Raw genomic sequence first — 17,844 nt, 5'->3', positions numbered from 1 at the left:
GCCGGACATTATTCTGCCGGGAACATGCCTCTTCAGTCTCCGTTATCCGGGCAGAGGGATGGATAAGGAGAGAACCATGAAATCACTTTTGAGAACTGCCGCCCTGGCTGTCGGCATTTTCGCCGCAACCGCCGCCCAGGCCGCCACGGCGCTGGTCACCACGGACCTCAACGTGCGCACCGGGCCGAGCTCTGGATATCCCGCGCTTGGTGTCTTCCCCAGCGGCGCCGTGGTCAATGTCGCGGGCTGCACGGCGGGCTATGGCTGGTGCCAGGTGAATTATGGCGGATTGTCCGGCTGGGCCTCCTCGCGATATCTGGCGATGCGCGAGGGTTCGGCCACCTATTCCGGCAATGATTTCGGCACAAGCGCCGCCGCCATCGGCATTCCGCTGATCGCGGGCGCGGTGATCGGCGCCGCCATCGCCGACCGCGACCACGACCGCTGGGAACGCCGCCACTGGCACCGCGACCGTTGGGAGCGCCGCCATTGGCGTGATCGCGACCGCTGGGAGCGCCGCCATTGGCACCGCGACCGCTGGGATCGCCGTGAATGGCGCGACCGGCGCGATTGGCGCGAAGGCCGCCGCTGGGAGCGTCACGGCTGGCGCGGGCGCATGGGTGACGGCCCGCACGGACGGTAATCCAACGATCCTCCTGACATAACCTTGTCAGGAGGAGCCTGATACAGGATGAAGGGCGCACGGGTGTTTTATCCATGCGCCCTTTTCATTTTTGCCGAGTCTCTCCATATTGGCGCCATGGCATCATCACCGAAAAATTCCCCCAAGCCGCGTGATCTGGACCGGCTGGAGACCAGCGATAGCTACGACCCCTATGGCTTCGGCGAAGCGCCGCAGGCCGAACTGACGGGTACGCCCCTATCCGGCTCCATCGCCGACTGGGCGAAGGAGATCGGCGCGGAAGCCGAGAAGGCTAAGACCGCCAAGCCAAAAGCGCCCAAAAAGATTCCCGAGCGTTCCAAAGCCGCCACCAAGACGGCCCGCGGAACTTCCATGGGTGGCGCTGCCTCGGCGAAGGAACGCGCCGCGGCTGGCCTGAACCCGGTCGCCGGGCTCGACATCAGCCTTGAGGAAGCCACAGGCCTTACCCCCTCCGGCGCGACTGCCACTGTGCAGGCGCTGGCCGCGCTGATCGAATCCGGCAATCCGCTGTTCAAAAATGGCGTGCTGTGGACGCCCCACCGCCCTGCCCGACCGGAAAAATCCGAAGGCGGCATTCCCATCCGCATGGAGACGCCGTTCAAGCCCTCGGGCGACCAGCCCACGGCGATCCGCGATCTCGTGGAAGGCATACAGAACAATGACCGCACCCAGGTGCTGCTCGGCGTCACCGGCTCGGGCAAGACCTTCACCATGGCCAAGGTGATCGAGGAGACGCAGCGCCCTGCCCTCATCCTCGCCCACAACAAGACGCTCGCCGCCCAGCTTTATGGCGAATTCAAGAGCTTCTTCCCCAACAACGCGGTGGAGTATTTCGTCTCCTATTACGATTACTACCAGCCGGAAGCCTATGTGCCGCGCTCGGACACCTATATCGAGAAGGAATCCTCGATCAACGAGCAGATCGACCGGATGCGCCACTCCGCCACCCGCGCTTTGCTCGAGCGCGACGATGTGATCATCGTCGCCTCCGTCTCCTGCATCTACGGTATCGGCTCGGTCGAGACATATACCGCCATGACCTTCGAGATGAAGATCGGCGACCGGCTCGACCAGCGGCAATTGCTCGCCGACCTCGTGGCGCAGCAATATAAGCGGCAGGATATCAATTTCGTGCGCGGCTCGTTCCGGGTGCGTGGCGACACTATCGAAATCTTCCCGGCCCACTTGGAAGACCGGGCATGGCGCATCTCGCTGTTCGGCGACGAGATCGAGGCGATCACCGAGTTCGACCCGCTGACCGGCCAGAAGACCGGCGATCTGAAATCGGTCAAGATCTACGCCAATTCGCACTATGTCACCCCGCGTCCGACGCTCAATCAGGCGATCAAGTCGATCAAGGAAGAGCTGAGGCACCGGCTCGACGAACTGACCCGCGCCGGGCGCCTGCTGGAAGCGCAGCGGTTGGAGCAGCGCACCACTTTCGACCTCGAAATGCTGGAGGCAACCGGCTCCTGCAACGGCATCGAGAATTATTCGCGCTATCTGACCGGCCGCCGCCCCGGAGACCCGCCGCCCACCCTGTTCGAATATATCCCCGACAACGCGCTGGTTTTCATCGATGAAAGCCATGTCACCATTCCGCAGATCGGGGCCATGTATCGCGGCGACTTCCGCCGCAAGGCGACGCTGGCGGAATACGGCTTCCGCCTGCCCTCCTGCATGGACAACCGCCCGCTGCGCTTCGAGGAATGGGACGCGATGCGCCCCCAGACCATCGCCGTTTCGGCCACCCCCAGCAAATGGGAGATGGAACAGGCGGGCGGCGTCTTTGCCGAGCAGGTCATCCGCCCCACCGGCCTGATCGACCCGCCGGTCGAAATCCGTCCCGCCAAGAGCCAAGTGGACGACGTACTGGGCGAAATTCGCGCCACCACCGCGCAAGGCTACCGCACGCTGGTGACGGTGCTGACCAAGCGCATGGCCGAGGATCTGACCGAATATCTGCACGAGCAGGGCATCCGCGTCCGCTATATGCACTCCGACATCGACACGCTGGAGCGCATCGAAATTTTGCGCGATCTTCGCCTTGGTGCCTTCGATGTGCTTGTCGGTATCAATCTGCTGCGCGAAGGTCTCGACATTCCCGAATGCGCGCTCGTCGCCATTCTCGACGCGGACAAGGAAGGCTTCCTGCGCTCCGAAACCTCGCTCATCCAGACCATCGGCCGCGCCGCGCGCAATGTCGATGGCCGCGTCATCCTCTATGCCGACCAGATGACCGGCTCGATGGAGCGGGCCATCGCCGAAACCAACCGCCGCCGCGAGAAGCAGATCGAATACAATATTATCAATGGCATCACCCCGGAGAGCGTGAAGAAGAACATCGGCGACATCCTGAACAGCGTCTACGAGCGCGACCATGTGCGGGCCGATATCTCGGGCTTTGCCGAGGAAGGCGCGCTGGTCGGCAGCAATCTCAAGGCCCATCTCGAACATCTCGAAAAGGAAATGCGCGACGCCGCCGCCGACCTCGACTTCGAACGCGCCGCCCGCCTGCGCGACGAAATCAAGCGCCTGCGCGAGACGGAACTCGCCTTGCTCGACGATCCCATGGCGCGGGATGCCGGCGTGGAGAACACCCAAAGCAAACGGCGCGACGCAGCGAAAGGCAGGCCGTCCGCCGCCCCGTCATCCGAAAAATCTCTCTTCCGCAAACCCTCGCTGGATGAAATGGGCACCTCCGGCGACCATGCCACTCCGGCGGGTAACAGCCTGTTCCGCAAGAACACGCTGGACGAGATGACCGTCCGCCGCACGGAAGTGCCGGACGGCGAAGTGCCGGTGAGACGCGAACGCGCCGGCATCGGCTCCTATGAGGACCCGGTGGAGGTTTCGCGCAAGAAGCGGCGTCCAAGCAAGACGGGAAGGCCCGGACGGTAAGTCCTTCCCGCATATCTCACAGCACATTCAAATAGTCGTTACGCCTTCGATGGCGATAGCGATTGCCATTGAATTATGTCTTATCTTCCTAAGTATAGTATTTTATAGCTGTATTTTTCGCTCGGAGCGAGCAAATGAACATCTTGGACGACCGAGGACTCGCACGGAGATTCAGGGACAACTCCGTTCCATCCAAAGAACGCTTCCGGTATTTCTTGGTGGTCTCGGTGCTAGCGATCATATTAGCAAATCCAGCGATACTGGCGGTGGCACCCCATTCCGTACCCATTGGCTGGGATTATCTGTCCCTCCTATCGGACACAATAATCAATGTCGTTGGAATATCGGTTTGTTACAAGACAAATAAATCCGGAGACGACAAGGAATTCATAGAGCGCATGGTCTGCATTGGGTTCCCGACCATCATTAAACTTTCAATAATCTTCATAATTGTCACCTTATTGTATTTTATAATCGGCGACATTGTTGATACGAATGAAACACTTATGAGCTATCCGTTGATTGGCTTCATTGCCGTAGCCATATTTGAAGGATGGTTTTATTTGCGACTCAATGGCTCGATCAGAATCGCTGCGTATTGAACGGATTTCTCCACCGGCTTCGTACACGCAAGGAGTGGAAGAGAATGAAACGTGCTTCTATAAGTCCACTGGTTATCTCTGCTCTGGCGATGCTGATATCGGTCGCGCCTTCCGCCGCCCGGCAACCCACGCCGGATCGCAATGTCAGCGTATTTCGCGATGATCCCAGTGTTTATATCGACGATCGCAGTTCGTCGGCGAGCCTGCTCCGATCTTACTACAACGCCGTTGCGCGAAAGCAATATCTCCGCGCTTTCAATTATCTCGATCATGGAGGCGAGACACCGACGGCTGAGGATTTGAAGAAATTCGCCGACGGTTATACTCATACCGTCTCTTTCAGATTAAAAATCGGCAAGGAAAATGGCGATGGCGGTGCGGGATCCGTCGTATATTGCCTGCCTGTCGCCCTCGAAGCGACTCTCGATAATGGCAGAAAGCAGGTTTTCAGTGGCTATTACAGGTTCCTTTATATCAGCGCCGATAACCAGATAATGCCGCCGTTTCGCCCCATGACGATCACGAAAGGCGATCTGCACCTCTCGCAGAAGCCGTTCGAGAAAAGCGTCCCCGCAAGTTGCGATACGGGCACCTGATCGATGCCCGTATTCCTGCGCGTCGGGATTACCACCCCTCCAGCACAATCTTCCCCCGCGCCTTGCCGCTCTCCAGCACCTTATGCGCCTTGCGGATATTCTCCGCGTTGATCGGCGACATCACCTCCGTCAGCGTCGTGCGCACCCGGCCTTCGTCCATCAGCCGCGCCACCTCGTCGAGGAGCCGCCCCTGTGCATCCATGTCCGCGGTCTGAAACAGCGAGCGGGTGAACATCAGTTCCCAATGCACCGAGACGGATTTGCGCTTGAAGGGCGCAATGTCGAGCACATCGGGGTCGTCGATCAGGCTGAACCGGCCCTGCGGCGCGATCAGTTCGACGATTTCCGCGAGATGGTGCAAGGTTTCCGTGGTCGAAAACACGAAGGCCGGCTTGCCGATGCCGAGCAACTCTACCTCCGGCGCCAGCGGCTTGCTGTGATCCACCACGTGATGCGCCCCGAGCTGCGTCACCCATTCCCGCGTCTCAGGACGCGAAGCGGTGGCGATAACGGTCAAATCCGTCAGGGCGCGCGCGAGCTGAATGGCGATCGAGCCGACGCCTCCTGCCCCGCCGACGATCAGAATGGCATTGGCCGCGCCCGGCACGGGCTTCCTCACATCCAGCCGGTCGAACAACGCTTCCCACGCCGTAATCGCGGTGAGCGGCAGGGCGGCGGCTTCCGCATTGGAGAGCGAGGTGGGTTTGTGGCCAGCGATGCGCTCATCCACCAGATGATATTCGCTGTTCGCGCCGGGACGGTTGACCGCGCCCGCATACCAGACCTGGTCGCCCGGCTTGAAATTCTCCACCGCCTCGCCGGTTTCCACCACGGTGCCGACCGCATCCCAGCCCAGCACCTTCCACTCTCCCGCCGCGGGCGCCACATTGGCGCGCACCTTATAATCCGCCGGATTGACCGAAATCGCCTCGACCTTCACCAGAAGATCCCGCCCCTGCGCTTTGGGCTTTTCCAACGTCACATCCACCAGCGCATCGATGCGGTCGAGGCTTCCGGGTTTTTGATAGGCAACTGCTTTCATTTTCATTGCGCTCCATTTGCTATGGAGCGGATATGCGACTATCTTCGCAGTTCGTAAATACGCACAAAGATCGCCTATAGTGCGCATAATTGAACTTAGTTTATATAGGATACCGTGATGGCCAAAGCCCGCCACTCCCGCCTCGAATGCAATCCCGGCTGCGCAGTGGAAGCCGCGATCAGCCTCATCGACGGCAAATGGAAATGCGTCGTGCTGTTCCACCTCTTAAGCGGCACAATGCGCTTCAACGAAATCCGCCGCCAAGTGCCCGGCGTCACCCAGCGCATGCTCACCAACCAGCTGCGCGAGCTGGAGGAAGACGGGCTGATTGAACGCAAGGTCTATGCACAGGTGCCGCCAAAGGTGGAATACAGCCTCTCGCCACTCGGCCGCAGCATCGGGCCAATCCTGATGGCGCTGAAGGAATGGGGCGACGCGAATATTGGACGGTTCGGGAAACCGGTGACGGTCGCGGCGTAGGCAGGTTCGCACCCTCCTTCCCCCTTGCGGGGATTGAGGAGCGTTCGGCCGAAGGCCGAGGAAAAGCCAACGATTTGGCTTTTCCAGCGACGAAACCCGCGTTAGCGGGCGGATGGGGGTGGTGACGTTTGCGCTTTTGCCGGAGAAAGAGGCGAATGCGTCACCACCCCCATCCGTCTGCTCCGCAGACACCTTCCCCGCAAGGGGGAAGGAGGGTGCGAACCCGCCGACGTCACGGAATCTTCACCGGCAAGCCCCCCTTCGCAGCACCCGATACCCCTCGCGTTTCGCAAAACACGCATTCGGAAACGTCTTTACCGACCGCCCGCGCCGGGCGCATACCGGCGCATATTCCTCCGTGCAGAAAGAGGGCCGTGCGGGCCGGCGCAATTGTGGCGGCAGGACGGGGCCGGGACCGGCAATGGCCGGCCATTTCGGAATGCCCGAGGAGGAACGCCGCGTGCCGCATTCGCCCTTGCGCACCACGCGAAACCCTTTCGCCCCTGCCTGGCAGGCATTGCCGAAGGTCTGGCGCACCCCGCCACGCTCGCCGCAAACCGGCGCATAGATCATCGGGCACATGACCGGACCGCCGGGCCGCGGCCCGGGACGTCCGCCGTCCTCCGCCACCGCGCAGCCCGCCAGCAGAAACAGGGCGAGCACGCTCAAGCCGGGCATCTTCATGCTGAAGATCGTCATAAATCCTCTCCTCGTCAAATGCCCGCGATTCTAGCCCCGCTTTATGGTAAGGGAGTAGAAGGAAAGCGCAAGAAAGACGTTGCAAGCTTTGTATTTTGCCACACTATGCGCAATCTTATGCTTCTTTTACCGGGAACAGGCTATTTCCGTGCATGGGGCAAGGGGCTTTGGGCAAAGGACTTCTCCGCATTTTGGCGTTTACTCTAGCTTTGACCGCCGGCCTCGCCAGCGCATCGGCTGATCCCCTGCCCGCGCGCCCCTATTCCCCCACCCCGCAAAAACCGGTGCATGAAGAGACGGTCGCACTGCAGAAGCCGGAAAAACCGGTGCCCTCGGTCGACCGCATCTGTTCGCTCATCGCCGAGAACGCCGACCGCCACGGCCTGCCGCGCGAATTTTTTGCCCGGCTGATCTGGAAGGAAAGCCGGTTCGACCACCGGGCCGTCAGCCCGGTCGGTGCACAGGGCATCGCCCAGTTCATGCCCTATACGGCACGGGAGCGCGGGCTTGCCGATCCGTTCGATATCGAGCAGGCCATTCCGGCCTCGGCGGCGCTGCTGAAAGATCTGCGCAACGCTTTCGGCAATTGGGGCCTGGCGGCGGCGGCCTATAATGCCGGCGCCGCGCGCATCTCCTCCTGGTTGAAGTCGGGCGGCTTCCTTCCGCTCGAAACGGAAGGCTATGTGCGCGACATCACCGGCCTGACCGCAGACGACTTCGCCGCCGGTGCGCAATGGGAGTCCCGGCCGCTCGATGCGAAACTTTCCTTCGACGAGGCGTGCCGCCGCCTGCCAATCATCAAGGCGGCCACCATTCCCATGGCGCGGATCAAGCCGAAGCCCTGGGGCATACAGGTGGCAGGCAATTTCCGCCGCGCCGCTGCCGTGGGACAGTGGGAGCGGACGAAGCGCCAGTTCGCCGCCGTACTCAAGGGGCAATCCGCCGTGGTCAGCCGCGTCCGCTCTCCCATGGGCCGGCGCGGTATTTACGCCGTCAGAATCGGCGCCGACAGCCGCGTTGAGGCGGACAGCATCTGCACGCGCCTGCGCTCCGCGGGCGGTGCCTGCATCGTTTTAAAAAACCAGTAGAATGATAGGATAATAAAGACTATTTGCTTTATGCCAAGCTTATAGCCGATATCGCGCAAGATTATTCCAAAACTTTCATCCTTCTGAAATTCACGAAAATTTGCTTGCCAAAATTCGCTTCATAGATCAGTCTCTGGTTGTTCGGGCATTTTGCGAACAATGGAAGACTGGAAGAACGGGCGTGCCGGAACCGCTATAAGTTCCGGGTCGGGATTTCCCGGCAATGATCGGCTCCTTCCCTGATTTCGAGAACTGCCTGCATACCTCCGCCGGGCGTGGTGCGCATGCATGGCGGTTCTACCAAATCCGCTCTTCCGCGAGGGGAGCGTCGCCTAAGGAAAAGGAACGGATCCAATGGCACAGACCGGTCTGGTCAAATTCTTCAATACTGAAAAAGGCTTCGGCTTCATCAAGCCGGACAATGGCGGCCCGGACATTTTTGTCCACATCTCTGCCGTGCAGGCTTCCGGCCTCACCGGCCTCGCCGATAACCAGAAGGTTTCCTTCGACACCGAGCCCGATCGCCGCGGCAAGGGACCGAAGGCGGTCAATATCTCGGTTACCGGCTGAGAACCATACTTATTGCTTTTCATGGCGTGCCCCGGCCCTGGTGCCGGGGTTTTTTATGGTGGGGGCGCCGGCGCCTCCCTTTCCATCTTCTCCCTTACTCCCTCCCTTTATTCACCTCCTATTAACCGTTCAGCTTCTGTTCATGCAGGCTTCGGTAAATCTGGAACCAGGTTGGGAAAATAGCGTTATCCAACCGGAAAGTTCCGCGCGTTTTGCAGCCCGGCGGCATGCCGTTGGGCCGCATATGCTTCTGAAGGAGGCAATTGAAATGAACCGCTTTGTGAAGGCAGCAGTCCTGGCAACGGCGTCGGTAGCGGCCATTCTGACGCCCGTGTCGCTCAGCGCCGCTTCGGCCCATGGTTGGTACGGCGGCTGGGGTGGTCCGGGCCCTTATTGGGGCGGTCCGCGCTGGGGTGGCCCCGGCCCCTATTGGGGATGGCATCGCCATCACGATCACAGCGATGCCTGGGCAGCCGGCGCGGTCGGCCTTCTGGCCGGCACCCTTATAGGCGGTGCGCTGTCGCAGCCCGTTTATGCTGCCCCTCCCGCGCCCGTTATCTACGATCAACCGCCTGTGGTCTACTATCCGCCGGTCACGACCCAGACCCGCGTCGTCACGCGGTACGTCACCTATCAGGGCAACTACCAGCCCTGGACCCGCGGCTGGTACTCTTACTGCGCCAGCCGTTACCGCTCGTTCAATCCCCGGACGGGCACCTTCGTTGGCTATGACGGACAGACCCACTTCTGCACGGCCAATTGACGAGAAAGGGGAATGGTGAGGTCCAGACCTCTTTGCCGTTCCCTTTCCCGCCTCTCTGAAAAAGAAAGGCATTGACGATGAACCGCTTTGTTAAGACAGCCGTCCTGGCTGCGGCATCGGCGGCGGTGGTGCTCGCCCCGATCTCAATCGAAACAGCAATGGCCGGAAAGAGACAAAGGCATGCATGGACAGCGGGTGCCGCCGGCCTTGCGGCAGGCGCGCTGATCGGCGGTGCGCTCACATCGCGGCCGACTTACGCCGCTCCACCGCCTCCCCCTTACGATCCCTATGCAGCGCCGCCGCCGGTTGCGTATCAGCCTTTCGCGCCGCCGCCCGCCACATACCCATACCGCGCCCAGCCTTCCTATCCGCGCTATGCGAGCTATCAGCCCTGGACGCGCGGCTGGTATGATTACTGCTCCCGCCGCTATCGGACGTTCAATGCACGTACGGGCACGTTCCGCGGCTATGACGGCCAGGATCATTTCTGCGTCGCCAATTGATGGGAGTGCCGAAGTTGCGAGTCACGAGTGTTTAGAAGACTCGTGACTCGCAACTCGTGACTATGCTTCTACAAGAAACGGATTTCCCCGCCGCTCATCCCCGAACCGGCTTCCCGGTCCATGGCCGCAGATGAAGCCGACTTCGTCGCCGAGCGGAAGCAGCTTTTCCTTGATCGAGCGGATCAGCGCCGCGTGGTCGCCGCCCGGAAGGTCGGTGCGCCCGATCGAGCCGTTGAACAGCACGTCGCCGACATGGGCGAAATTCGCATCGCGGTTGAAATAGACCACATGTCCGGGCGCATGGCCCGGGCAGTGCAGCACCTCGAACACATGGCCGCCGAAGGAAAGCGTGTCCCCGTCCTTCAGCCAGCGGTCGGGTGTCATATTGCGGACGCCGCCGCTGATGCCATAGCGCAGCGCAATCATCTCCAGATTGTCGAGCAGGAACTTGTCGGCCTCATGCGGGCCGATGATCTCGATATCGAGCGCCTCCTTCAGATCGAGCGCCCCGCCCGCATGGTCGATATGGCCATGGGTCAGCCAGATCGCCTCGGGCGTAACCCCATTTGCCTGCAGCGCCTCCAGAATGCGGTCGACATCCCCACCCGGATCGATCACCACGCCCTTCTTGCTCTCGTCATCGAACAGAACCGTGCAATTCTGCTCGAAAGCGGTGACGGGAATGACAAGCGCCTTCAACTGGCCCATGCTGGCCCCTCCTGAATCAAAATGGCGAATAGTGAAATAATGAATAGCGAAGGGGAGCACCAGCTAAACCAGCCATTCCCAAGACCATTCACCATTTTACCATTCACCATTCACGCACTCAAACGCCATCAGCCGCCGCAAGCTGCGGCGGCCGATTTTCGACCCTGCGGTTTCACGCTTATGCCTGCTTGGCAACCGCGTTCTTGATCAGGCCGATGATGGCGGTGAGCACGATGCCGCCGATACCGCCGCCGGCGATGTGGCCCACGACCCCGCTGAGCGCGGTATCGAGGCTGCCATTGCTGAGGAGCGGCAGAAGCTGGCTGAGCAGGATACCGCCAATGCCACCCGCCACGGTATTTCCAGCCGTACCGAGGCTCAAATTCTTGGCCGCGCCGGCAATATTGCCGCCGACAGCGCCGGATATCAGCTGGATGATGATGGGAATAAGTTGAGATTCCATAATTGTCACCCCGTCTAAGTGTTTCCTCGCCGCAGCAGAATCTCCGGCAAGGTTGATGTTGGACGGTTTGTGGATAAAGTCAAACAAGATCATGCATTAAAAAGAAGAAAAGCGGCGAAAACCGCCGCTTTTCTTGTTTGTAACTTAATATAAGATTTCCGTTTAGGGCAGCAAGGCAATATGGCAGTAGGGCAATATGTTAAACAATAAGCATACTGCCCTATTGCCTTACTGCCCTACTCCCCTGAAAACCTATTCCGCCGCAGCCCTCTTCGGCGTCACTTCGGCCGTATAATCATGCATCAGATTGGCGGTGATGTCGCCAACCTTGAAGCGATACTGTCCGATTTCGGCCACCGGTGTCACTTCCGCTGCCGTGCCCGTGAGGAAGCACTGTTCGAAGCCTTCCAGCTCCTCCGGCATGATCGCGCGCTCCACCACCTCATAGCCGCGGCGCTTGGCGAGGTCGATCACTGTGCGGCGGGTGATGCCGTCGAGGAAGCAGTCGGGCGTCGGCGTATGGATGACGCCATCCTTGACGAAGAAAATGTTGGCGCCGGTCGCCTCGGCCACCTGGCCGCGCCAGTCCAGCATCATCGCGTCCGCATAGCCCTTGGCTTCCGCCGCATGCTTGGAGATGGTGCAGATCATGTAAAGGCCCGATGCCTTCGACTTCGACGGCGCGGTGCGCGGGTCGGGGCGGCGATATTCGGCGATGTCGAGGCGGATGCCCTTCAGCTTCTGCTCGGGATCGAAATAGCTCGGCCACTGCCAGATCGCGATGGCGACATTGATGCGGTTGGCTTGCGCCGAAACGCCCAGCGATTCGCTGCCGCGCCAGGCGATCGGGCGCACATAGGCATCCTCGAAGCCCTGCTTGGCCAGCAGCTGGCGGCAGGCATCGTTGATCTCGGCCACGGAATAGGGAATCTCGAAACCGAGGATACGGGCGGATTCGTGCAGGCGCTCGGTATGCTCGTTGAGCTTGAAGATCTCGCCGCCATAGGCGCGCTCGCCCTCGAACACGGCGCTGCCGTAATGCAGGCCATGGGTCAATACATGCAGCTTCGCATCCGCCCAGCGAATAAATTCGCCATTGATCCAGATGGTGCCTTCACGCTGATCGAATGGAACGGATGCCATGTTAACCTCCAGGCGTTTCCCCAAAGCATATACCGAAAAGTTCAGGTCTTTCGGATTATACACTGTTTAACTTGAACATGATCCGAAAGTCGCAGGGTTTTGCGCAAGATCATGCGTTGCTTTAAGACCGGATCTGTGCGGTACCATCCGTTTCCGGCCAACGGAAGGCAGGCTGCCGGACAGGATCATTATACACATTTCCAAGAGGGATTATGTCTTGAAAAGCCGTATGAACTTTATCTTTCGTTCAAAAGATGGCCGTCAGCTTGGCAAAAATTACCAGCGCTTCGAAAATATGTCAACAAGGCTGACGTATTTTTCTCGTTTGATGGAGTTCGCCGCGTGACACCGACGAAAGATGATAGCAGCCACATCGCCAAGGCCCTCTCCGGCGAAGACGCGCCCGAGCTTCATATTATCGAGCTTCTGTTCTTCGCCTACCGGGATTTCACCGCCGATCCCGACCTCATTTTGGAAAAAATCGGCTTCGGCCGCGCCCACCACCGGGTGCTTTATTTCATCAACCGCAAGCCGGGCATGACGGTGGCCGAGCTTCTGGACGTGCTGAAGATCACCAAGCAGAGCCTTGCCCGCGTGCTGAAGCAATTGATCGACACGGAGCATGTGGTGCAGCTGACCGGCCCGCGCGACCGGCGCCAGCGGGAGCTCTACCCGACGCCTAAGGGACGCGAGCTCGCCCTCGCCCTCGCCCTGCCACAGTCCCGCCGTATCGCCCAGGCGCTTGAAGAGAGCGGACCCGGGAATCGCGCGGCGATCGAGCACTTCCTGAAAGCCATGGTCAATCCGGATCAGCGGGCGCAGATCGACAGTTTGCCCGCGGCGGGTTAGAATTGCGAAGAATAGAGGGATGAGATGAGCACAAGGGGTACAGAGATGGCCATGGAACAGAAGCCGGTTTCCGACGACGCGCCGCACCTTCTCGTTGTCGACGACGACACCCGCATCCGCAGCCTCCTGTCGCAATATCTGACCGGCAGCGGCTTCCGGGTCACCGTGGCCGCCAATGCGGCGGAAGCGCGGCGCAAGCTGGAAGGGATCGATTTCGACCTGCTAATCCTCGACATCATGATGCCCGGCGAAACCGGCGTGTCGCTGACCAAATCGCTGCGCGAGACCAAGGACGTGCCGATCCTGATGCTGACCGCCCTGTCGGAAACCGACAACCGCATCGACGGTCTCGAGGCGGGCGCGGATGATTATCTGCCCAAGCCCTTCGATCCGCGCGAGTTGATCCTGCGTATCAACAACATCCTGCGCCGCGGCGCGGCCCCGCAAACGCCGAAGATCGAGCAGGTCGTGTTCGGCCCCTACACCTTCTTCATCCCGCGCAAGGAGCTTCGCAAGGGCAGCGAGAACATCAAGCTGACCGACCGCGAGCAGGACATCATGGCCATCTTCGCCGAGCGTGCCGGAGAGACGGTCCCGCGCCACGAGCTGACCGGCAATGAAGGCGAAGTTGGCGAGCGCACCATCGACGTCCAGATCAACCGCCTGCGCCGCAAAATCGAGCAGGACCCCGCCAACCCGGTCTGGCTCCAGACCGTGCGGGGGATCGGGTATAAGCTCAGTATAGAGTGACGATACTTTATGGCGTTCGACGACACCCCCCTCTGGCCTGCCGGCCATCTCCCCCTCAAGGGGGGAGATCACGACTTCATCGACGCCGCAGCCAATCGCCAGCATTGTAAGATAGGCGCAGCCCTCTATGCCAGCCAATCTCCCCCCTTGAGGGGGAGATGTCCGGCAGGACAGAGGGGGGTGATTGAAACGCTCATCCGTCCGGAGCTTGATCCAACCCCATGAAATCCCTCTGGACGAAATTCGCCCGATGGCTGGCGCACCAGATGCCGAAGCGGCTTTATGCCCGCTCGCTCATCATCGTCATCGTGCCGATGGTGCTGCTGCAATCGGTCATCGCCTTCGTCTTCATGGAGCGCCATTGGCAGATGGTGACCGAGCGCCTCTCCATGGCCGTGGTGCGCGATATCTCCGCCATCATCGACATCATCGAGACCTATCCGCAGGATCCCGGCTATGAGAACATTATCCGCATCGCGCAGCAGCGCCTGGGGCTGAACATCTCCATCCTGCCGCCCAACCCCCTGCCCCCGCCGGGGCCGAAGCCGTTCTTCTCCATCCTCGACGATTTTCTCGGCGAAGAAATCACCCGCCAGATCAACCGGCCGTTCTGGCTGGACACGGTGGGCGATTCCGACCTCATCGAAATCCGCATCCAGCTTGAGGATAAGGTTCTGCGCGTCTTCGCCCGCCGCAGCCAGGCCTATGCCTCCAACACGCTGATTTTCTTGACCTGGATGGTCGGAACGGCGCTGGTGCTGCTTTCGATCGCCATTCTCTTCCTGCGCAACCAGATCATGCCGATCCAGCAGCTCGCCAAGGCCGCCGAAAGCTTCGGCAAGGGCCAGCCGATGCCCGAGGGCTTCCGACCGCGCGGCGCGGAAGAAGTCCGCCGCGCCGGCATCGCCTTCATCCAGATGCGCGAGCGCATCGAGCGCCAGATCGAGCAGCGTACGGCGATGCTGTCGGGCGTCAGCCACGATCTGCGCACCATCCTCACCCGGTTCAAGCTGCAATTGGCCCTCGCCGGCTCAAACATCGACACCGAGCCGCTCAACCAGGACATCGCGGATATGCAGAATATGCTCGAAGGCTATCTGGCCTTCGCGCGCGGCGAGGCGGAGGAGGAACAGGGCAATTTCGACCTCACCCGCCTTTTCGACAAGCTCGCCGAGGAGGCGAAGCTTCGCGATCGCGGGTTCCGCTCCACGATAGAGGGCGACAGCACTGTCGAGGTCCGCCCGAAAGCCTTCACCCGCCTCATCGGCAATCTCGTCGGCAACGCCTTCCGCTACGCGCAAAATGTCGAGGTCACGGCGGTGCATGACGACGCATCTCTCACCGTCACCATCGACGATGACGGCAGCGGCATTCCCGAGGACAAGCGCGACGATGTGTTCAAGCCCTTCGTCCGCCTCGACGAAGCCCGCAATCAGGATTCGAGCGGCACCGGCCTCGGTCTAGCCATCGCCCGCGACATCGCCCGCAGCCACGGCGGCGACATAACCCTCCACGACAGCCCGCTGGGGGGATTGAGGGCGGTGGTGCGGATACCTGTATGACCCATCTTGATTTTATGTAAGTTTTTTGCTTACATCGTTTATGATCAAATCGTTCAGGAACAAAGCGCTGGAAACCCTGTTCGAAACTGGCAAATCCGGCAAGATCGATGCCAAATTGCACAAAAGGATTCTAGTTCGGCTCGACCGGCTGGAACAGTCCGAACGACCGGAACATATGAACCTTCCCGGATTTAACTTTCATGCGCTGAACGGTTTTGATCCAACCCGCTATACGGTTCATGTCAATGGGCCGTGGTGCATTACCTTCGAATTCGATGGAAAGGATGCGGTTCGCGTCGATTTCGAGCAATATCATTGACCGCTGCCCAAGGAGAGCAAGATGACCGAGCATGAAGCAAAGCGCCCGATCGAGCGCTGCCCGTCTCATCCCGGAGCACTGCTTGAAGACATTATCCCGGCGACGGGGAAAACCAAAGCGGAAATCGCCCATCTGCTCGGCATATCGCGCCAGCAGCTTTACGATATTCTGCGGGAGAGAAAGCCGGTTTCGCCGAACATTGCCGCCCGCCTCGGCAAAATGTTTGGCGATGGTCCGGCGGTGTGGCTGCGAATGCAGGCGGCCTATGATGCCTGGCATGTCGCGCGCGAGGTGGATGTTTCGAATATCCCGACCCTGCACGCCGCGTGAAAGCGGGTTAGGGCCTGTCAGAGCTCAACCGTCATCCTCAGGCTTGTCTCGAGGATCTGCCATAAAGAAAAAGATAAGCAATTACCGTACTGACAGATTAAGCCACGGTAGATTCTCGGGACAAGCCCGAGAATGACGGCTGGGCGGCGCCATCTCAAGCTAGTCCTGACAATTCTAAAACAGCCTGCCCCCATTCGGCACAGGCTTATCAATCGCCGCAAGCACCACGGCCCCCTCTTCGTCCGGCAAGCCAAGCGTCAGCACTTCCGACATGAACGGGCCGATCTGGCGTGGCGGGAAGTTGACGACCGCCAGCACCTGGCGGCCCACCAGCTCTTCCGGCGTATAATGCTTCGTGATCTGCGCCGAGGATTTGCGCACACCGATCTCCGCGCCGAAATCGATCTTCAGCTTGATGGCCGGCTTTCTGGCTTCCGGGAAGGGTGCGGCCTCGACAATCGTGCCGCAGCGTATATCGACCTTCTCGAAATCGTCCCAGCTGATCGTACCCGACGCACTCATGCTCCTACCCTCGCAAACGCTTTGTACTAGGCGTGTCCTACCGTCTCGAACAATACGCTGTCCAGCGCCTCGCGCGCGGTTACGCCCGACCAGACGACGAACTGGAAAGCCTGGAAATAATTCTCGCACGCCTCGAGCGCGCAGCCCAGAAGCACTTCGACCTGCCGGCTCGTCGGCTCCGCGCCGCCTGCCAGCAGCAGCGACTGGCGGAACATGATCGCGCCTTCCTGCTGCCAATAGTCGAAATGGCCCATCAGCAATTGCTCATTGATGAGCGAAAGCAGCCGCATCATCTCGTTGATGCGCGTTTCCCCCACCTTTATGTCGAAGGCGCAAGCCAGATGCAGCGCCTCGCAATCCTCCATCCAGGAGAAGGAAACGTGGTAATCCGTCCACGATCCCGCCACCGACATGGCAATTTCATCGTCGCCTGTACGCTCGAACGACCAGTCGTTTGAATACGCGACCTGCTCAATGACATCCACCGGATGTGCATCGCGAGCGATTGCAAGCTCAAGAAGGCTCATGACCATTTCCTGTATCTGGAGCAGACCTTCATAAAAAGGACATGCTCGATATTTTGGGAACGAGCGCACCGCACGCCCGCCCGAAAGCACACGTCAAACACTTCACTGATACTGGAGAACGGCCTGTAGGCACTGAACCCGCTAACACCCCTCGCGCCGTCACCACATGACTGCTTCGAATCATGTAGTGATTTCAGTCTATTGATGCTGAGTCAGAGCGCTAGTCCCTTTTCGCAACGAGCGGCGAAAGCATGTGGACAGAGGCTGTAGCGGAGGCTGTCGCGAGGCCAATAACCGACTCTAAGAAAACGGTTTTTGGCGCTCGCGGCCTGTTGATAATTTTTTAGGAATTATCTTTGGATTTCGTCGCGGCAGAAGAAGATTTAGCGGTTTTGGCCGCCTGCTCCCCTTCGATTTTGGCAAGACGCGCTTCGAGCGCTTCGATCCGCGCGGTCAGCGCGCTGTTTTCCGTGCGTGCCCGGACGGCCATTTCGCGCACCGCGTCGAAATCTTCGCGCTGCACCACATCCATGGAATTGAGCAGGCGCTCGGCCTGTGCGCGGAAGGCGGTTTCCATTTCGCGCCGCACGCCCTGAGCTGCGCCCGCCGCGTCGGTCACAAGCTTGGCGAGTTCATCCAGAACCCTGTTCGTTCCGCTGTTCATGACTATTACCTCTGTTGAGCGTGATTTTCAGATAAGCTTCCATGCTATCGGTTGCAAGCATCCGGTTAGAATCACAATGAAATCGCCGCGCTTGACTTT

The 17,844-nt window shown here is 60.0% G+C and carries 22 protein-coding genes; 14 read left to right on the top strand and 8 right to left on the bottom strand.

Translation table 11 applies throughout. From position 1 onward, the window contains the following. Positions 1–76: 76 nt before the first annotated feature. The 4 genes from ACOWVG_RS12915 to ACOWVG_RS12900 all read left to right on the top strand — a co-directional run bounded on the left by ACOWVG_RS12915 (position 77) and on the right by ACOWVG_RS12900 (position 4,763). Positions 77–643 carry an SH3 domain-containing protein gene (locus tag ACOWVG_RS12915; protein WP_420962634.1) on the top strand — a complete coding sequence of 189 codons (567 nt, stop codon included), beginning with the start codon at positions 77–79 and terminating at the stop codon, positions 641–643. A 156-nt stretch (positions 644–799) separates the two neighbouring features. Further along, positions 800–3,565, top strand: coding sequence for an excinuclease ABC subunit UvrB (gene uvrB, locus ACOWVG_RS12910; RefSeq protein ID WP_420962899.1), 2,766 nt, complete (start codon positions 800–802; stop codon positions 3,563–3,565). A gap of 134 nt (positions 3,566–3,699) precedes the next feature. Beyond that, the gene (locus tag ACOWVG_RS12905; protein ID WP_420962633.1) at positions 3,700–4,167 is read left to right on the top strand and encodes a hypothetical protein; all 468 of its coding nucleotides are present in this window, start codon (positions 3,700–3,702) and stop codon (positions 4,165–4,167) included. After that, complete coding sequence (locus ACOWVG_RS12900) at positions 4,164–4,763, top strand: hypothetical protein (RefSeq protein ID WP_420962632.1); 600 nt, start codon at positions 4,164–4,166, stop codon at positions 4,761–4,763. The genes ACOWVG_RS12905 and ACOWVG_RS12900 overlap by 4 nt, the downstream gene beginning before the upstream one ends. 28 nt (positions 4,764–4,791) lie before the next feature. Here ACOWVG_RS12900 and ACOWVG_RS12895 read toward each other — a convergent pair whose 3' ends face one another. Then, entirely contained in the window at positions 4,792–5,805 is a 1,014-nt protein-coding gene (locus ACOWVG_RS12895; RefSeq protein WP_420962898.1) for a zinc-binding alcohol dehydrogenase family protein, read from the bottom strand. Between the two features lie 117 nt (positions 5,806–5,922). Between ACOWVG_RS12895 and ACOWVG_RS12890 the strand changes: the two genes are divergently transcribed. Further along, entirely contained in the window at positions 5,923–6,285 is a 363-nt protein-coding gene (locus ACOWVG_RS12890) for a winged helix-turn-helix transcriptional regulator (protein ID WP_420962631.1), read from the top strand. Positions 6,286–6,528: 243 nt separating this feature from the next. Here the strand turns inward: ACOWVG_RS12890 and ACOWVG_RS12885 are convergent, their stop codons facing one another. Continuing rightward, the gene (locus ACOWVG_RS12885; RefSeq protein WP_420962630.1) at positions 6,529–6,984 is read right to left on the bottom strand and encodes a Kazal-type serine protease inhibitor family protein; all 456 of its coding nucleotides are present in this window, start codon (positions 6,982–6,984) and stop codon (positions 6,529–6,531) included. A gap of 152 nt (positions 6,985–7,136) precedes the next feature. Here ACOWVG_RS12885 and ACOWVG_RS12880 point away from each other — a divergent pair, with 152 nt between their 5' ends. The 4 genes from ACOWVG_RS12880 to ACOWVG_RS12865 all read left to right on the top strand — a co-directional run bounded on the left by ACOWVG_RS12880 (position 7,137) and on the right by ACOWVG_RS12865 (position 9,908). Continuing rightward, a complete protein-coding gene (locus ACOWVG_RS12880; RefSeq protein WP_420962629.1) occupies positions 7,137–8,072 on the top strand; it encodes a transglycosylase SLT domain-containing protein in 936 nt (311 codons plus the stop codon). Positions 8,073–8,426: 354 nt separating this feature from the next. Then, a complete protein-coding gene (locus ACOWVG_RS12875) occupies positions 8,427–8,642 on the top strand; it encodes a cold-shock protein (RefSeq protein WP_420962628.1) in 216 nt (71 codons plus the stop codon). Positions 8,643–8,910: 268 nt separating this feature from the next. Beyond that, positions 8,911–9,405 carry a BA14K family protein gene (locus ACOWVG_RS12870; RefSeq protein ID WP_420962897.1) on the top strand — a complete coding sequence of 165 codons (495 nt, stop codon included), beginning with the start codon at positions 8,911–8,913 and terminating at the stop codon, positions 9,403–9,405. Between the two features lie 77 nt (positions 9,406–9,482). Next, a complete protein-coding gene (locus tag ACOWVG_RS12865; RefSeq protein WP_420962627.1) occupies positions 9,483–9,908 on the top strand; it encodes a BA14K family protein in 426 nt (141 codons plus the stop codon). Positions 9,909–9,968: 60 nt separating this feature from the next. Here ACOWVG_RS12865 and ACOWVG_RS12860 read toward each other — a convergent pair whose 3' ends face one another. The 3 genes from ACOWVG_RS12860 to ACOWVG_RS12850 all read right to left on the bottom strand — a co-directional run bounded on the left by ACOWVG_RS12860 (position 9,969) and on the right by ACOWVG_RS12850 (position 12,222). Then, a complete protein-coding gene (locus tag ACOWVG_RS12860) occupies positions 9,969–10,616 on the bottom strand; it encodes an MBL fold metallo-hydrolase (protein ID WP_420962626.1) in 648 nt (215 codons plus the stop codon). 178 nt (positions 10,617–10,794) lie between these two features. Next, positions 10,795–11,079, bottom strand: a complete 285-nt coding sequence (locus tag ACOWVG_RS12855; RefSeq protein WP_420962625.1) for a hypothetical protein — start codon at positions 11,077–11,079, stop codon at positions 10,795–10,797. A gap of 252 nt (positions 11,080–11,331) precedes the next feature. Further along, positions 11,332–12,222, bottom strand: a complete 891-nt coding sequence (locus ACOWVG_RS12850) for a branched-chain amino acid aminotransferase (RefSeq protein WP_420962624.1) — start codon at positions 12,220–12,222, stop codon at positions 11,332–11,334. A 342-nt stretch (positions 12,223–12,564) separates the two neighbouring features. Here ACOWVG_RS12850 and ACOWVG_RS12845 point away from each other — a divergent pair, with 342 nt between their 5' ends. From ACOWVG_RS12845 to ACOWVG_RS12825, 5 genes are all read left to right on the top strand, one after another. Next, the gene (locus tag ACOWVG_RS12845) at positions 12,565–13,071 is read left to right on the top strand and encodes a MarR family winged helix-turn-helix transcriptional regulator (RefSeq protein ID WP_420962623.1); all 507 of its coding nucleotides are present in this window, start codon (positions 12,565–12,567) and stop codon (positions 13,069–13,071) included. Between the two features lie 45 nt (positions 13,072–13,116). Then, a complete protein-coding gene (locus ACOWVG_RS12840; RefSeq protein ID WP_420962622.1) occupies positions 13,117–13,821 on the top strand; it encodes a response regulator in 705 nt (234 codons plus the stop codon). Positions 13,822–14,042: 221 nt separating this feature from the next. Then, complete coding sequence (locus ACOWVG_RS12835) at positions 14,043–15,383, top strand: ATP-binding protein (RefSeq protein WP_420962621.1); 1,341 nt, start codon at positions 14,043–14,045, stop codon at positions 15,381–15,383. A 40-nt stretch (positions 15,384–15,423) separates the two neighbouring features. Then, positions 15,424–15,702 (top strand): type II toxin-antitoxin system RelE/ParE family toxin, encoded by a 279-nt coding sequence (locus ACOWVG_RS12830; protein ID WP_420962620.1) that lies wholly within the window; start codon positions 15,424–15,426, stop codon positions 15,700–15,702. A 21-nt stretch (positions 15,703–15,723) separates the two neighbouring features. Further along, positions 15,724–16,032 carry a HigA family addiction module antitoxin gene (locus ACOWVG_RS12825; protein WP_420962619.1) on the top strand — a complete coding sequence of 103 codons (309 nt, stop codon included), beginning with the start codon at positions 15,724–15,726 and terminating at the stop codon, positions 16,030–16,032. A gap of 174 nt (positions 16,033–16,206) precedes the next feature. Here the strand turns inward: ACOWVG_RS12825 and ACOWVG_RS12820 are convergent, their stop codons facing one another. The 3 genes from ACOWVG_RS12820 to ACOWVG_RS12810 all read right to left on the bottom strand — a co-directional run bounded on the left by ACOWVG_RS12820 (position 16,207) and on the right by ACOWVG_RS12810 (position 17,745). Then, on the bottom strand, positions 16,207–16,554 hold the full coding sequence (locus ACOWVG_RS12820; protein WP_420962618.1) for a tRNA-binding protein: 348 nt from the start codon (positions 16,552–16,554) through the stop codon (positions 16,207–16,209). 26 nt (positions 16,555–16,580) lie between these two features. Continuing rightward, the gene (locus ACOWVG_RS12815) at positions 16,581–17,081 is read right to left on the bottom strand and encodes a YbjN domain-containing protein (RefSeq protein ID WP_420962617.1); all 501 of its coding nucleotides are present in this window, start codon (positions 17,079–17,081) and stop codon (positions 16,581–16,583) included. 343 nt (positions 17,082–17,424) lie between these two features. Continuing rightward, positions 17,425–17,745, bottom strand: coding sequence for an accessory factor UbiK family protein (locus tag ACOWVG_RS12810; RefSeq protein ID WP_420962616.1), 321 nt, complete (start codon positions 17,743–17,745; stop codon positions 17,425–17,427). Between the last annotated feature and the right edge of the window lie 99 nt (positions 17,746–17,844).

The sequence above is a fragment of the Brucella sp. IR073 genome, from assembly GCF_049065735.1.
Lineage (GTDB): Bacteria > Pseudomonadota > Alphaproteobacteria > Rhizobiales > Rhizobiaceae > Paramesorhizobium.
This window is presented reverse-complemented; position numbering and strand designations above follow the sequence as displayed.

Bases quoted from the DNA above. Each gene is read 5' to 3' on its own strand.
- ACOWVG_RS12875 (WP_420962628.1), top strand. From the start codon at position 8,427: ATGGCACAGACCGGTCTGGTCAAATTCTTCAATACTGAAAAAGGCTTC.
- ACOWVG_RS12850 (WP_420962624.1), bottom strand. From the start codon at position 12,222: ATGGCATCCGTTCCATTCGATCAGCGTGAAGGCACCATCTGGATCAAT.
- ACOWVG_RS12835 (WP_420962621.1), top strand. From the start codon at position 14,043: ATGAAATCCCTCTGGACGAAATTCGCCCGATGGCTGGCGCACCAGATG.
- ACOWVG_RS12825 (WP_420962619.1), top strand. From the start codon at position 15,724: ATGACCGAGCATGAAGCAAAGCGCCCGATCGAGCGCTGCCCGTCTCAT.
- ACOWVG_RS12895 (WP_420962898.1), bottom strand. From the start codon at position 5,805: ATGAAAGCAGTTGCCTATCAAAAACCCGGAAGCCTCGACCGCATCGAT.
- ACOWVG_RS12820 (WP_420962618.1), bottom strand. From the start codon at position 16,554: ATGAGTGCGTCGGGTACGATCAGCTGGGACGATTTCGAGAAGGTCGAT.
- ACOWVG_RS12885 (WP_420962630.1), bottom strand. From the start codon at position 6,984: ATGACGATCTTCAGCATGAAGATGCCCGGCTTGAGCGTGCTCGCCCTG.
- ACOWVG_RS12890 (WP_420962631.1), top strand. From the start codon at position 5,923: ATGGCCAAAGCCCGCCACTCCCGCCTCGAATGCAATCCCGGCTGCGCA.
- ACOWVG_RS12915 (WP_420962634.1), top strand. From the start codon at position 77: ATGAAATCACTTTTGAGAACTGCCGCCCTGGCTGTCGGCATTTTCGCC.
- ACOWVG_RS12855 (WP_420962625.1), bottom strand. From the start codon at position 11,079: ATGGAATCTCAACTTATTCCCATCATCATCCAGCTGATATCCGGCGCT.
- ACOWVG_RS12815 (WP_420962617.1), bottom strand. From the start codon at position 17,081: ATGAGCCTTCTTGAGCTTGCAATCGCTCGCGATGCACATCCGGTGGAT.
- ACOWVG_RS12830 (WP_420962620.1), top strand. From the start codon at position 15,424: ATGATCAAATCGTTCAGGAACAAAGCGCTGGAAACCCTGTTCGAAACT.
- ACOWVG_RS12860 (WP_420962626.1), bottom strand. From the start codon at position 10,616: ATGGGCCAGTTGAAGGCGCTTGTCATTCCCGTCACCGCTTTCGAGCAG.
- ACOWVG_RS12810 (WP_420962616.1), bottom strand. From the start codon at position 17,745: ATGAACAGCGGAACGAACAGGGTTCTGGATGAACTCGCCAAGCTTGTG.
- ACOWVG_RS12905 (WP_420962633.1), top strand. From the start codon at position 3,700: ATGAACATCTTGGACGACCGAGGACTCGCACGGAGATTCAGGGACAAC.
- ACOWVG_RS12840 (WP_420962622.1), top strand. From the start codon at position 13,117: ATGGCCATGGAACAGAAGCCGGTTTCCGACGACGCGCCGCACCTTCTC.
- ACOWVG_RS12865 (WP_420962627.1), top strand. From the start codon at position 9,483: ATGAACCGCTTTGTTAAGACAGCCGTCCTGGCTGCGGCATCGGCGGCG.
- ACOWVG_RS12870 (WP_420962897.1), top strand. From the start codon at position 8,911: ATGAACCGCTTTGTGAAGGCAGCAGTCCTGGCAACGGCGTCGGTAGCG.
- ACOWVG_RS12880 (WP_420962629.1), top strand. From the start codon at position 7,137: ATGGGGCAAGGGGCTTTGGGCAAAGGACTTCTCCGCATTTTGGCGTTT.